The sequence below is a fragment of the Lysobacter terrae genome (genome assembly GCF_054782215.1).
This window is the reverse complement of record NZ_BAAGSX010000010.1, coordinates 288,154-301,479: the sequence shown is the minus strand read 5'-3', so window position 1 is coordinate 301,479 and position 13,326 is coordinate 288,154. Positions and strand designations below refer to the sequence as shown.

Here is a 13,326-nt window from a genome sequence, read left to right as displayed (position 1 = left end):
GTCGGGCTATGCGAAGCGCTTTAAGCGTATCGGTCGGACAGGCACCGCGACTTCGCTCAGTGCGGAGCCGCGGTCGACTTGGTGGTCGCGGTACCGGCTTCGTTGCGGACCGGCGCAGCGGTGGCATCGGCCGGCTTGTCGGCATTGTTGCCGGCAAACAGCGTCGGCTCGTCGAACTCGATGTCCAGCCACGGGCGATCGCTCAGGCCGATGGCCCGGTCGAGCATGGTCGGCAACATGCCGGTGGGCAGCGAGCTTTCGCTGTTCCAGAGGATGGCGATGCCCAGGTCGCGGTCCGGCAACAGCGCGACGACGCCGCGATAGCCCTGCACGGCGCCGCCGTGGAAGACCAGGTTGTTGCCCGCGTAGTCGTAGACGCGCCAGCCCAGCGCGTAGCTGGCGGCATTGAGGCGTTCACGGCGCCAGGAAGAGCCGCGCAGTTCGGTCGGCGTGGTCACCAGCGGCTGGTGCAGGGTCGCCAGCAACGGCGCCGACAGCACGTCGGGACGATGGCCGGTGTGCGCCAGCAGCCACTGCGCCATGTCGCTGGCGCTGGCATTGACGCCGGCGGCGGGCAACACGTTGTAGTACGCCTGCTTGGGCGTCAGCGACAGCCAGCCGCCGCGGGTGCGCACATGCGGACGCGCCCAGTTCTGGCTGGTCAGGATGCCGTCCAGGCCGACGCTCGCGTCTTTCATGCCGAGCGGACGGAAAATGCGGTTCTGCACCTGCTGCGCGTAGGGGGTGCCCGAGGCGCCTTGGATGATGTCGCCGACCAGACTGAAAGCGATGTTCTGGTAGCCGTAGCAGGTGCCCGGCGAGCACTCCATCGGCGCGTAGGCGAGCTTGTGCGTCAGGGTGGTGAAGTCGACGTTCGCTTCCAGATCGCGATCGAAGGCGTTGTGGCGCAGGCCGACGCGATGGCTCAGCAGGTCGGCCACGGTGATCTGGGCGGCGGCGGCGGGATCGGCGAGATGGAAATCGGGGTCGTACTGCGTCAGCCGGGTGTCCCAGCGCAGCGTACCGTCGTTGACCATCAGCCCGGTGACGGTGCCGGCGAAGGCTTTCGACAGCGAGGCCAGGCGGAACACGGTGTGGCCGTCGACCGGCAGCGGTGCGCGGGTATCGGTGATGCCGTAGCCGCGCGCGCTCAGCACGCGGCCGTTGTGCACGATGGCCATCGCCATGCCGGGGATACGGCGGTTGGCGACCAACTGCTCGGCCATGGCTTCGAACTGGGGAACGTCGAAGTTCGAGCCCAGGGGCAGCAGGTTCTGCGGGGTGGCGCGATCGATGAAACCGGAGCGCGATGCGGAGCCCGGCGAGGCGGCCGCCTGCGGAGCGGTCTTTTCCCAACGCAGAGGCGTCTGCGCGGACGTGCCGAGGGCCTGAGTCATCAGGCACGAGAGAATCAACCCGGCTTGCCACATCCTGCGGGGCCGGCGGCTGGATGGTGCTTTCATCGCTCTCAGCGCCTGCGTATGCTCTAAAACGCGCCTGATCATAGCGCCAAACTTCAAGGGATGGGGGAAGGAATCATGTTCAGCTTGCTGATTTTGTTGGGTTTGGTGATCGTGTTGGCGTTCTGGGCGGTGGGCATCTACAACGGTCTGGTGACGGCCCGAAATGCCTTCCGGAATGCCTTCGCCCAGATCGACGTGCAGCTGCAGCGCCGGTTCGACCTCATCCCCAACCTGGTGGAAACCGCCAAGGGATACTTAAGACACGAACGAGAGACCCTGGAAGCGGTCATCGCCGCCCGCGGCGCCGCCATTTCCGGCCTGTCGGCGGCCAAGGCCAGCCCCGGCGACCCCGTCGCGATGGAGCAGCTCGCGGCGACCCAGGGCCAGCTCAATGGTGCGCTCGGCCGCCTCCTGGCCGTGGCCGAGGCCTACCCCGACCTCAAGGCCAACCAGAACATGATGCAGCTCACCGAGGAGCTGACCTCGACCGAAAACAAGGTCGCCTTCGCCCGCCAGGCCTTCAACGACAGCGTGATGGCCTACAACAACCGCCGCGAAGTGTTCCCGTCGAGCGTCGTCGCCGGCATGTTCAATTTCGCCCCGGCGGCCCTGCTGGAGATCCCGTCGGAGCAGCAGGCGCAGGTCCGCGCCGCGCCCAAGGTGCAGTTCTAAAATCCCGGCGCTCCTCAGGCGCCCGAGATGAATTTCTTCGAACACCAGGCCGCAGCGCGGCGCCATTCCACGCGGCTGGTCATCCTGTTCGTGCTGGCGGTGCTCGGGATCGCCTTCGCGGTGGACTTCGCCGTGTGGCTGGTGTTCGCCCACCGCGATGCGTTGCCGGGCGAGACCGGTGCGATGCTGGTGTTCACCACGCTGGCGACGCTCGGCATCATCGGGCTGGGTTCGCTGTATCGCGTGGCGACCCTGAGCGGTGGCGGCGAATCGGTGGCGCTGCAACTGGGCGGCGTCGCGGTACCCGAGCACGGCAACGACTTCCAGCTGCAGCGCCTGCGCAACGTCGTCGAGGAAATCGCCATTGCCTCGGGCGTGCCGATGCCCAGGCTGTACGTGCTCGAGCACGAAGCGGCGATCAATGCCTTCGCCGCCGGCTACTCGCCATCGGACGCCGTCGTCGCGGTGACGCGCGGTGCGCTGGAACGCCTCAATCGCGACGAACTGCAGGGCGTGATCGCCCATGAGTTCAGCCATATTCTCAACGGCGACATGCGCCTCAACATCCGCCTGATCGGCGTGCTGTTCGGCATCCTCATGCTCGCCATCATCGGTCGCAAGGTGCTCGAGCTCGGACGCGGGCGCGATCGCAATGCCGGCGCAATTCTGGTGGCGGCGTTGATCGCGATGGTCGTTGGCTACATCGGCTTGTTCTTCGGCCGGCTGATCAAGGCGGGCGTGAGCCGTTCGCGCGAACGCCTCGCCGATGCCTCTGCGGTGCAATTCACGCGGCAGACGGCGGGGCTCGCCGGTGCGCTCAAGAAGATCGGCGGCATCGACGAAGGCAGCAAGCTGAGTCATCGCGGCGACGCGGAGGAGATCAGCCACATGCTGTTCGGCGACGGCGTGGGCCTGCGCAGTTGGTTCGCCACGCATCCGCCGCTGCTCGAACGCATCCAGGCGCTGGAGCCGGGTTTCAGCGGCGAGCAACTCGAACGCCTGCGCGCGCAATGGCACACCGAGCCGCCCGATGGTCTGGAAGAAGACGCGCATCTGGGCCTGGCCGCAACGGCCGGGCCGCCGCCACTTCCCGCGGCGTCGGCGCAACAAACGGTGACGCCGGCCGCCGTGGCCGCGCAGGTCGCCCAGCCTGGTGCGGACGATTACCGCCGTGCCGATGCGATCACCGCGAACCTTCCGGATGAACTTCGGATGCTGGCGGCACAACGCGAATCCGTGGTACCGCTGCTGTTGGCGCTGTTGCTCGACGCACAGGCCGAAGTCGCCGAGCGGCAGATGGACGAGATCGGCGCGCGCTTGGGCAAGACGGTCGCGCTGGAGGCACAAAGGCTGCACCGGGAGGTGCTGGCTTCATTGCATCCGGCGTTGCGGTTGCCGCTGGCGTCGCTGGCGTTCCCGGTGTTGCGCCTGCGCCCGCGGCCGGACCTCGATGTCTTCCTCGATGCGGTCAATGCGATGGTGTACGCGGATGGTCGCGTATCGCTGTTCGAATATTGCCTGGCGCGGCTGTTGACCGTGCACGTGCGCGAGTCGCTGGATCCGTCGCGCTATGCGCGCTTCGGCCGCCGCAAGATCAGCGAAGTGCGCGGCGAGATCGCGACGCTGCTGGCGGTCGTCGCGCAATCCGGCAATACCGACGCGGAGGCGGCACGCCAAGCGTATCTGTTTGGCATGCAGCGCATTCTTCCGGATCAGCCACTGCCTTATCTGCCGCGCGAGCAGGGCGTGCTGGTGCTCGACGAGGTTTGGTCGCCGCTGGATGCGCTGGAACCCATGGCCAAGGAAGTGCTGGTGGAAGCCATCACCGCCACCATCGGCCAGGACGGGCGCATCGCCATCGCCGAAGCCGAACTGCTGCGCACGATCTGCAGCACCTTGCACTGTCCGCTGCCGCCGATGCTCGGACGCAGCTGACGCCTTGGCTCAGGAAATCCGCCCGCTGATCAGATCGGCGGCGCGCTCGGCGATCATGATGGTCGGCGCATTGGTGTTGCCGCCGATCAGGGTCGGCATCACCGAAGCGTCGACCACGCGCAAGCCCTCGACGCCGCGCACACGCAACTGCGGATCCACCACGGACGCGTCGTCGTTGCCCATGCGGCAGGTGCCGATGGGGTGGTACACCGATTCGGCTTTCGCCCGCACGAATTCGACCAGTTCGGCATCGGACAGATCGTTGCGCTTGGGGAAGATCGGCGCGCCGCGGTAAGCATCGAAGGCCTTCTGGGCGAAGATCTCGCGCGACAACTTCGCGCATTCGACCATCATCTTCAGGTCGAAGCCTTCGGGGTCGCTCAGGTAGTTCGCTTCGATGCGGGCCTTGTCGCCGGCGCTGGCGCTGGCGAGCAGAATGCGGCCGCGGCTGCGCGGACGCAGGAAACAGGCGTGCGCGGTGTAGCCGTCGCCGGCCAGGCGGTGGCGGCCGTGGTCGTCGAGCATGGCCGGGACGAAGTGGAACTGGATGTCGGCGCGTTCGTCGGGCGCGTATTGCGAGCGGACGAAGGCGCCGGCTTCCGCGATGTTGCTGCTGCCCGGGCCGCTGTGGCCGCGCAGGTAGTAGTCGAAGGCGATCTTCGCGTCGCTGAGGCGGTCGTAGGTCACGCGCTGGGTCGAGTGCTGCAGCGTGCAGATATCGAGGTGATCCTGCAGGTTTTCACCAACCTGTGGCGCATCGAAGACGATATCGATGCCATGACGTCGCAGCTCTGCCGCAGGGCCGACACCCGACAGCATCAGCAATTGCGGCGAGTTGATCGCGCCGCCGCTCAACAGGACTTCGCGTGTCGCCAGCTGATGGAAGGCGCGTCCGCCGACGCTGTAGGTCACGCCGTTGGCGCGGTTGCCGTCGAAGGTGACACGGCTGGCGCGTGCGCCGGTGATGACGGTGAGGTTGTGCCGCTCACGAACAGGGTGCAAGTAGGCGACGGACGCGGAACAGCGGGCGCCGTCCTTCTGGGTGACCTGGTACAGGCCGAATCCCTGCTGCTGCGCGCCGTTGAAGTCGCGGTTCCGCGCGTAGCCTGCCTGCTCTCCGGCCTCGATGAAGGCGCGCGAGAGCGGGTTGGTGTAACGCAGGTCGGACACGTACAGCGGGCCGTTCTCGCCGTGCAGGGCATCGCCACCGCGATCGTTGCGCTCGCTGCGTTTGAAGAACGGAAGAACGCTGTTCCAATTCCAGCCCGTTGCGCCTTGCCGTGCCCAATCGTCGTAGTCGCCGGGCACGCCGCGGATGTAGCACATCGCATTGATCGAACTGGAGCCGCCGAGCACCTTGCCGCGCGGCCACCACAGCCTGCGGTTGTCGAGCTGCGGCTCGGGAGCGGTGTCGTAGTCCCAGTTCACCCCTTTCTTGCCGACCAGCTTGGCCAGTCCGGCAGGCATATGGATGAAGGGATGCCAGTCGCGCGGGCCGGCTTCCAGCAGCAGGACCCGACAGTCGGGGTCTTCGGTCAGGCGATTGGCCAGCACGCAGCCGGCTGAGCCGGCGCCGATGATGATGTAGTCGTACAACGTGCCGTCCCCAATATTGCTACCGCGTCATGACGGCGCCGACGCTATGCCCGGCGCCTAGAGCATTTGCTCTGAGTCCGGGTGACCGACGCTCTGGCGTCCCGCCTGCGCGGTAGCGGACGCGGCAGGCATGGGCTACCGTGGCGCCAGTTTCTGCGGAGTGGTCGCATGGGGACGTATCACGCCGCAGGCGAGACCAGCCGGCGCATTCATACCGGCGAATGGCGGGCGGTGGTGCTGTCGTTCGCTTACTTCTTCTGCGTATTGGCCGCGTATTACATCCTGCGCCCCGTCCGCGAACAGCTCTTCGCGGCCGTGGGCGGCTCGACCAACCAGACCTGGTTCTATGCCACGGTGTTCGCCGCGACGCTCGGACTGACCCCGGTCTTCTCCGCGCTGGCGTCGCGTTACCCGCGCCGGGTGGTGGTGCCGGTGGTGTATGCGTTCTTCATCGTGTGCCTGTTCGGGTTCGTTCCCTTCTTTACCCATGCCGGGTTGATCACGCCCTTTGCCTTGGGCGTGGTGTTCTTTGTCTGGGTTAGCGTTTTCAACCTGTTCGTGGTCGCCGTGTTCTGGAGCTTCATGGCGGACATCTGGGATGAAGGGCAGGCTCGGCGTTTGTTCCCGATCATCGCGCTGGGCGGTACCGCGGGAGCGATATTCGGACCAGCCCTGACGCAGATACTTGTCGGCCGGATTGGCGTCGCGCCGCTGCTGATGGTGTCGGCGACCTTTCTGACTGTCGCTGCGAGCTGCGCGGTGGTGTTGGGTCGATGGGCGCGCGTGCATGGTGCGCGGCGGTTCGAAGTCGGCCATGAGGCCGCAGTCGGCGGCAGCATGTGGGATGGGCTGAAGCAAGTGTTCGCCAATCCGTTCATTCGCGGCATGTCGCTGCTGCTGTTGCTGGGCGACGGCATTGGTACCGTCAATTATGCGTTGGTGGCCGACTATGCAAAGGACCACTTCACCGACGCGGTCGCGCGTACGCAGTTCTTCAGTGGCATGGATCTCACCACGAATATCCTCCAGGTCTTCCTGCAGATCTTCGTTACCAGCTGGCTGTTGCCGCGCAAGGGTGCGGGTCTGCTCATAGCGCTGTGGGGCACGGGCGTCATGGTGGTTCTGCTATTGGTGTTTTTTGCGGCCGATCCGCACGCCGCCGTGACCGGATTGGACGCGGGCCGGGTTGCACGGACAGTGGCCGATATTCCGGGCAACTGGTTCGGAACGGAGCTGGTTAGATCGATGGTCGGATTCCTGCTGCTGATGCCCTGGGTCGCCATGGCGCTGGTCGTGAGCCGCGCCTTGGCGTACGGAATGGTCGGCCCTGCGCGCGAAAGCCTGTTCTCGATGGTGCCGCGCAGTGTCCGCTACAAAGGCAAGAATGCGGTCGATACCGCGGTCTGGCGTTTCGGCGATCTCACCGTCGCTTCGATCATGGATGGGTTGCGCGGGTTCGGCGTGGGCGTGGCCGGCTTCTCTTTGCTGGCCGCGTCGTGGGGTGCCCTGGCGACGGCGGTCGGGTGGCGACTGGCGGACACGGCGCGCCGCGAGAATTCGTTGCCGGCGCATCAGGTCGGAGCGACCTGACGCGTCTTCCGCGCCTTTTCGAATGGCACATCTTCAATGGGGATCGAAATGATGCAGTCGCTCGCGGTCGTACTCGTTCTGCTCGTGGCTCTGCTGCACCTGTATTTCCTGGTGCTGGAAATGTTCCTGTGGACCAAGCCGCTGGGCCTCAAGGTTTTCCGGCAGTCGCCGGAGAAGGCCGAGCAGTCGAAGGTGCTGGCGGCCAATCAGGGGCTGTACAACGGCCTTCTTGCCGCAGGCCTCGTGTATGGCGTGGCCACCGCCTCGCGCGAGTTTGAGTTCTTCTTTCTCGGCTGTGTGATCGTCGCCGGCCTCTATGGGGCGGCGACGGTGAACCGGCGGATCTTCTTCGTGCAGTCGCTGCCAGCGCTACTCGCGCTTGCCGCTGTCCTGTCCACGTGACTTCGGCGATAGCCACATCATGATGCGGGCGCGGAAGACTTCCTCGCCTTGCGGATCGCGCACGGAAACGGTGACCGGCAGGTCGTAGCCGTTCGCGGATTCGGCGATGGCGACGTCGGGCGTGGCGGTCGCATGCATGGTGCCTCGGGCCTTCTTCAGGTATTCGACCGTCATTCCTTTGGGAATCCAGCGCATCGTCGCCGGCAGTGAAGCCTCGGTCATCACGCCCGCGCTGAGTTCGGCCAGATTGCACAGCGCGATGGCATGCACGGTGCCGATGTGGTTGTGCACGCGGCGCCGGTCCTTGATGGTGACTTCGCAGCGGCCGGGTTCGAGCGCGACGAAGCGCGGCGCGATCGTGGCGAAGTAGGGCGCGCGCAGGCACACCGCACGCGAGAACAGCCACTGTCCCGCCGGCCATCGGTTGAGGCGTCGATACATCGAAAGCACGGAAGCGGCCATGCGCGAAATTCCTAGGAAGAATCCCTGAAAAGACGACGGCGGGTCAGGCCCGCCGTCGTGTGGTCGTCGCGGTGTCGAGGCTCAGGCCGCGGCCCGGCTGTCGTACTGCTCGCGGCGATAGCCGGCCGAACGCAGCTCCTCGGGATCGAAATCGTCCACGCTGATCGCATCGACGGTCATTTCCCGCAACTCTTCGAGCTGCTTGCGTTCGTCCGCGGTGATCCAGCCTTCGCGCACGCCTTCGTCCAGTTGCGAGGCGAAATCCAAGGCTTCGATGTCGCTGTTCTTCAGCGCCTTGAGGAACTTGCGCTCCACCGGTTCGGCCAGGATTACCTTGGGCAGGTAGCTGTTGACGCGGCCGGCGGGGTTGTTGGCGCACGGCGTGAGGAAGGTGCCGGCGGCGAGGCGGTCGCGCGCTTCGTTCGGCGACATCAACAGCGAAGCGACCTTGTGGCCAAGGCGATCGCTGGGCGCCTGCGCGCGGCGACCCCACGGGAAGATCAGCATCCACAGCAGATAGCTGACCGGACGCACCGGGAAGTTGCGCAGCGCGGCGGAGAAGGCAGTCTCGATCTTGTTCACCGCATCGTGGAAGGCCCAGGCCAGCAACGGCTGGTCGGACACCGGACGGCCCTGGTCTTCGTAACGCTTCAGCATCGCGCTGGCGATGTAGAGCTGGCTCAGCACGTCGCCCAGACGACCCGACAGCGATTCCTTGAACTTGAGCTTGCCGCCGAGCAGCAGCATCGAGGTGTCCGCCGCCAGCGCCAGCGCCGCGGAATAGCGATTGAGCTTGCGGTAATAACGGCGCGTGTAGGCATCGCCCGGTGCCGTGCCGATGCGCGCACTGGTGAAGCCGTACCACCAGCTGCGCACGGCATTGGAGAAGGCGAAACCGACATGGCCGAACAGGTTGCGGTCGAATTCGCTCAAACGTTCCTGCGGATCGGCGAGGCCGGCGGCCTTCATCTCCTTCAGCACCCACGGATGGCACAGGATCGCGCCCTGGCCGAAGATCATCAGCGAGCGCGTCATGATGTTCGCGCCTTCCACCGTGATCATGATTGGCAATGCCTGCCAGTTGCGGCCGGCGTAGTTCTTCGGGCCGAGGATGATGCCCTTGCCGCCGTGGATATCCATCACGTCGGTGGCAACTTCGCGCGCCATCTCGGTGCAGTGGTACTTGGCGATGGTGGAAGGCACCGCGGGCAGTTCGCCGCGCGTGACCGCGGCCGCGGCCGCTTCGGACAGCGCGCTGATCGCGAAGGCCTTGCCGCCGATGCGCGCGAGCGCTTCTTCCACGCCTTCAAAACGTCCAACCGACAGGCCGAACTGCTTGCGGATGCGCGCATACGCGCCGGTGACCACGGCGCCGAACTTCGCGCCGCCGCTGGCGGTGGAGGGCAGGGTGATCGAACGGCCGATCGACAGGCATTCGACCAGCATCTGCCAGCCCTTGCCGGAATAGGCTTCGCCGCCGATCAGCTGGCTGAGCGGGATGAAGACTTCGCGGCCATGAATCGGGCCGTTCTGGAAGGGCGAGTTGAGTGGGAAATGGCGGCGGCCGATATCGATGCCGGCGGTGTCGCGGGGCACCAGCGCGAGGGTGATGCCGATGTCCTTCTTGTCGCCGATCAGACCTTCTGGGTCGTACATGCGGAAGGCGAGACCGATCAGCGTCGCCACCGGCGCGAGGGTGATGTAGCGCTTGTCGAAGGTCAGCTTCACGCCGACCACGCGCGCGCCGTTCCATTCGCCCATGGTCACGATGCCGTAGTCCGGGATCGAGGTCGCATCCGAACCCGCCCACGGGCCGGTCAGGCCGAAGCAGGGCACTTCGCGGCCGTCGGCCAGGCGCGGCAGGTAGTAGTCCTTCTGTTCCTTGGTGCCGTAGTGCATCAGCAGTTCGGCGGGGCCGAGCGAGTTGGGCACGCCGACGGTGGAACTCAGCACGGTCGACACGGTGGCCAGCTTCTGGATCACCTTGTGGTTGCCCAGTGCGGTGAAGCCGAGGCCGCCGTATTCCTTCGGCACGATCATGCCGAAGAACTTGTTCTTCTTGATGTAGTCCCAGATTTCCGGCGTGAGGTCGGCGTTGACGTGGGTGATCTGCCAGTCGTTGGTCATGCGGCAGACCTCTTCGACCGGTCCGTCGATGAAGGCCTGTTCGTCAGCGCGCAGTTCCGGCTTGGGCTGGTCGAAGAGCACGTCCCAGTCCGGCTTGCCGGAGAACAGCTGGCCTTCCCAGCCGACGGTGCCGGCTTCCAGGGCGACCCGCTCGGTCTCCGACAGCGGCGGCAGGATCTTGGTATAGAAGCCCAGCAGCGGCTTGGTGATGAAGGGCAGGCGAATCTGCGGCACCAGCAGCGGCACCGCGACCAGCGCGGCCAGCAAGGTCGCGATGATGGTGGAGGTGATGTTGGCGCCCAGCAGCAGACAGGCGATCAGCGCCGTCGCCGTGGCCGCGACCCAGATGACCAGGCGCAGGCGGTGATAGGCGGCGATGGCACCCACGACCAGCAGGGCGAGGAAGGGAAGAACTATGCTCATGAAAGGCTCCGGCGCGACGCGGCGTTGACGGGCTAGCGGTCAAGTTGGTCGAGCGCTTCCGTCACTGTACCGGCCAAAGCGCCTGGCTTCGGCCGGATTCAAACAGCGGCATGAAACGCTTAACATACGGACGAGTATGGTTCCGTTTCGAAGGCGCTGTCAACCGCGCGCAAGACGGACTCCCGGCGCTGTGCGTACTGTCACAGTCGCCACCGTATGGTTAAACTGACCGACATGACGACTGCCGCGACCAAGACCGACTCCGCCGCCAAATCCGACGCCAAGGAGCGCACCGGGCGCCTCAGCGCCGACGACTGGGCTTCCGCCGCTCTGGATCTGATCGCCGAGCAGGGGGTTTCCGCCGTAGCGGTCGAACCGCTCGCCCGGCGCCTGGGCGTCACCAAGGGCAGCTTCTACTGGCACTTCCCGTCGCGCGAGGCCTTGCTCGTCGCCGCGCTCGAGCGCTGGGAGAAGATGGAGCAGGATCTGCTGTTCGGTGAACTCGAACCGATCAACGATCCGCGCGCTCGCCTGCGCGCACTCTTCACCCTGGTCGCGCACGAGTACAAGTCGCACGTGGTCTATTCCGAGCTGATCAAGGCGATGGACCATCCCGCGGTGCAGCCGGTGATCGGCCGCGTTTCCGAGCGCCGTCTCGACTACCTCACGGCATCGTTCCGCCAGGCGGGCCTGATCCGCACCGACGCGCGCCATCGCGCGCAGCTGCTGTATTCGGCGTATGTCGGATTCCTGCAGCTCAACCTGCAGCTGCACCAGACGCGGATGCAGCACGACGAATTCGAGGCCTATGTGGAGCACATGGCCGCAACCCTGATTCCCAATCCGTAAGAAGGTCCGTTGATGAACAACCTGTCGCAGACGGCTCCGGCTGAAAACGCCGGCCGAAGCAAACTTGCCGCGCTCAACACGTGGGTGGCGCAAGTGGCTGCGCTGACGCTGCCCGACGCCATCCACTGGTGCGATGGCAGCGATGCCGAGAACGCCATGCTCATCGCGCAGATGGAAGCGGACGGCACCCTGATCCGCCTCAACGAGCAGACCCATCCGCGCAGCTGGCTGCACCGCTCGCATCCGGACGACGTCGCTCGCGTCGAGCACCTGACCTTCGTCTGCACGCCGCAGCGCGACGACGCCGGCCCGAACAATCACTGGATGTCGCCCGCAGACGGCCACGCCAAGATGGACGCGCTGTTCGCGGGCTGCATGAAGGGCCGCACCATGTACGTGATCCCGTACTGCATGGGCCCGATCGACTCGCCGCTGTCGCGTTGCGGCGTGGAGATCACCGACTCGCCTTACGTGGTCGCCAACATGCGGATCATGACCCGCATGGGTGCACCGGCGCTGGCACGCATCGAGCGCGAAGGCTCGTTCGTGAAGGGCCTGCACTCCATCGGCGAGCTCGATCCGAACCGCCGTTTCATCATGCACTTCCCCGAAGAACTCACGATCAAGTCCTACGGTTCTGGCTACGGCGGCAATGCGCTGCTGGGCAAGAAGTGCCATGCGCTGCGCATCGCCTCGCATCAGGCGAAGTCCGAAGGCTGGCTCGCCGAGCACATGCTGATTCTCGGCCTGGAGAACCCGCAGGGCGAAACGCATTACATCGCGGCCGCGTTCCCGTCCGCGTGCGGCAAGACCAATCTGGCCATGCTCATCCCGCCGGAGGGCTACCTCAAGGATGGCTGGAAGGTGTGGACCGTCGGCGACGACATCTGCTGGATGCGTCCGGGCGCCGATGGACGTCTGTACGCGATCAATCCGGAAGCCGGCTTCTTCGGCGTGGCGCCGGGTACTTCGATCAACTCGAATCCGAATGCACTGAAGACTGTCGCGCACGACGCGATCTTCACCAACGTCGCAGTCACCGCGGACAACCAGCCGTGGTGGGAGGGCCTGGGCGAAGGCAAGCCCGCCATTGATTGGCGCGGAAATGAATACGATTCCAGCAACGGCCCGGCCGCGCATCCGAATTCGCGCTTCACGGTGAGCGCGAAGCAGTGCCCGTCGTATTCGCCGAAGGCGGAGGACGCGCAGGGCGTGCCGATCAGCGCGATCGTGTTCGGCGGTCGCCGCGCCTCGCTGGTGCCGCTGGTATTCGAAGCACGCGACTGGACGCACGGCGTGCTGGTCGGCGCGGCGATGGGTTCGGAAACCACCGCTGCCGCCACCGGCGCCGTCGGCGTGATGCGCCGCGATCCGATGGCGATGAAGCCGTTCTGCGGCTACAACTTCGCCGACTACTTCAGCCACTGGCTTTCGTTCGACCAGGACGGCGCGAAGCTGCCGAAGATCTTCCACGTCAACTGGTTCCGCAAGGGCGACGACGGCAAGTTCCTGTGGCCGGGCTTCGGCGACAACCTGCGCGTGCTGGAGTGGATGATCCGCCGCGTGAAGGGCGAAGCCGCCGCGCAGGAAACGCCGATCGGCAACCTGCCGCGCGCGGAAGACCTCAATCTGGGCGAGATCAAGCTCGGCGACGAAGCCAAGGCCAAGCTGTTCGGTTTCGACCGCGCCGGCTGGCAGGCGGAGTTCGACAGCATCGGCGAGTACCTGAAGGAATACGGTCCGCGCATGCCGCAGGCATTGCACGAAGAGCAGCGGCGTATCGCCGATTCGCTGGCCGGCTGACGCA

Annotated in this window: 10 protein-coding genes; 6 read left to right on the top strand and 4 right to left on the bottom strand. The window is 65.7% G+C overall.

All coding sequences use genetic code 11. The annotated features are described in order from the left end of the window. Positions 1-56: 56 nt before the first annotated feature. Complete coding sequence (locus ACYVJ8_RS16345) at positions 57-1,463, bottom strand: serine hydrolase domain-containing protein (protein ID WP_460714345.1); 1,407 nt, start codon at positions 1,461-1,463, stop codon at positions 57-59. A gap of 75 nt (positions 1,464-1,538) precedes the next feature. On the opposite strand from ACYVJ8_RS16345, the gene ACYVJ8_RS16340 reads away from it, so the two are divergent. Both ACYVJ8_RS16340 and ACYVJ8_RS16335 read left to right on the top strand, forming a co-directional pair. Continuing rightward, a complete protein-coding gene (locus ACYVJ8_RS16340; protein WP_460714343.1) occupies positions 1,539-2,135 on the top strand; it encodes a LemA family protein in 597 nt (198 codons plus the stop codon). A 27-nt stretch (positions 2,136-2,162) separates the two neighbouring features. After that, positions 2,163-4,070, top strand: a complete 1,908-nt coding sequence (locus ACYVJ8_RS16335) for a M48 family metallopeptidase (protein WP_460714340.1) — start codon at positions 2,163-2,165, stop codon at positions 4,068-4,070. Between the two features lie 9 nt (positions 4,071-4,079). On the opposite strand, the gene ACYVJ8_RS16330 is transcribed toward ACYVJ8_RS16335, so the two are convergent. Further along, entirely contained in the window at positions 4,080-5,666 is a 1,587-nt protein-coding gene (locus tag ACYVJ8_RS16330) for a GMC family oxidoreductase (protein WP_460714338.1), read from the bottom strand. Between the two features lie 231 nt (positions 5,667-5,897). On the opposite strand from ACYVJ8_RS16330, the gene ACYVJ8_RS16325 reads away from it, so the two are divergent. Both ACYVJ8_RS16325 and ACYVJ8_RS16320 read left to right on the top strand, forming a co-directional pair. Further along, complete coding sequence (locus ACYVJ8_RS16325) at positions 5,898-7,256, top strand: NTP/NDP exchange transporter (protein ID WP_460714336.1); 1,359 nt, start codon at positions 5,898-5,900, stop codon at positions 7,254-7,256. 51 nt (positions 7,257-7,307) lie between these two features. After that, positions 7,308-7,658, top strand: coding sequence for a DUF1304 domain-containing protein (locus ACYVJ8_RS16320; protein WP_460714433.1), 351 nt, complete (start codon positions 7,308-7,310; stop codon positions 7,656-7,658). Here the strand turns inward: ACYVJ8_RS16320 and ACYVJ8_RS16315 are convergent. Both ACYVJ8_RS16315 and ACYVJ8_RS16310 read right to left on the bottom strand, forming a co-directional pair. Continuing rightward, positions 7,626-8,120: a hotdog fold domain-containing protein gene (locus ACYVJ8_RS16315; protein WP_460714334.1), complete on the bottom strand. Its 495-nt coding sequence runs from the start codon at positions 8,118-8,120 to the stop codon at positions 7,626-7,628. The two genes, ACYVJ8_RS16320 and ACYVJ8_RS16315, sit on opposite strands and share 33 nt — an antisense overlap. An 81-nt stretch (positions 8,121-8,201) precedes the next feature. Continuing rightward, positions 8,202-10,670: an acyl-CoA dehydrogenase gene (locus tag ACYVJ8_RS16310; protein ID WP_460714332.1), complete on the bottom strand. Its 2,469-nt coding sequence runs from the start codon at positions 10,668-10,670 to the stop codon at positions 8,202-8,204. Between the two features lie 234 nt (positions 10,671-10,904). Between ACYVJ8_RS16310 and ACYVJ8_RS16305 the strand changes: the two genes are divergently transcribed. Continuing rightward, complete coding sequence (locus tag ACYVJ8_RS16305; RefSeq protein WP_460714330.1) at positions 10,905-11,519, top strand: TetR/AcrR family transcriptional regulator; 615 nt, start codon at positions 10,905-10,907, stop codon at positions 11,517-11,519. Between the two features lie 12 nt (positions 11,520-11,531). After that, on the top strand, positions 11,532-13,322 hold the full coding sequence (locus tag ACYVJ8_RS16300; RefSeq protein WP_460714328.1) for a phosphoenolpyruvate carboxykinase (GTP): 1,791 nt from the start codon (positions 11,532-11,534) through the stop codon (positions 13,320-13,322). Positions 13,323-13,326 lie beyond the last annotated feature (4 nt).

Bases quoted from the DNA above. Each gene is read 5' to 3' on its own strand.
- ACYVJ8_RS16345 (WP_460714345.1), bottom strand. From the start codon at position 1,463: ATGAAAGCACCATCCAGCCGCCGGCCCCGCAGGATGTGGCAAGCCGGG.
- ACYVJ8_RS16340 (WP_460714343.1), top strand. From the start codon at position 1,539: ATGTTCAGCTTGCTGATTTTGTTGGGTTTGGTGATCGTGTTGGCGTTC.
- ACYVJ8_RS16335 (WP_460714340.1), top strand. From the start codon at position 2,163: ATGAATTTCTTCGAACACCAGGCCGCAGCGCGGCGCCATTCCACGCGG.
- ACYVJ8_RS16320 (WP_460714433.1), top strand. From the start codon at position 7,308: ATGCAGTCGCTCGCGGTCGTACTCGTTCTGCTCGTGGCTCTGCTGCAC.
- ACYVJ8_RS16315 (WP_460714334.1), bottom strand. From the start codon at position 8,120: ATGGCCGCTTCCGTGCTTTCGATGTATCGACGCCTCAACCGATGGCCG.
- ACYVJ8_RS16310 (WP_460714332.1), bottom strand. From the start codon at position 10,670: ATGAGCATAGTTCTTCCCTTCCTCGCCCTGCTGGTCGTGGGTGCCATC.
- ACYVJ8_RS16305 (WP_460714330.1), top strand. From the start codon at position 10,905: ATGACGACTGCCGCGACCAAGACCGACTCCGCCGCCAAATCCGACGCC.
- ACYVJ8_RS16300 (WP_460714328.1), top strand. From the start codon at position 11,532: ATGAACAACCTGTCGCAGACGGCTCCGGCTGAAAACGCCGGCCGAAGC.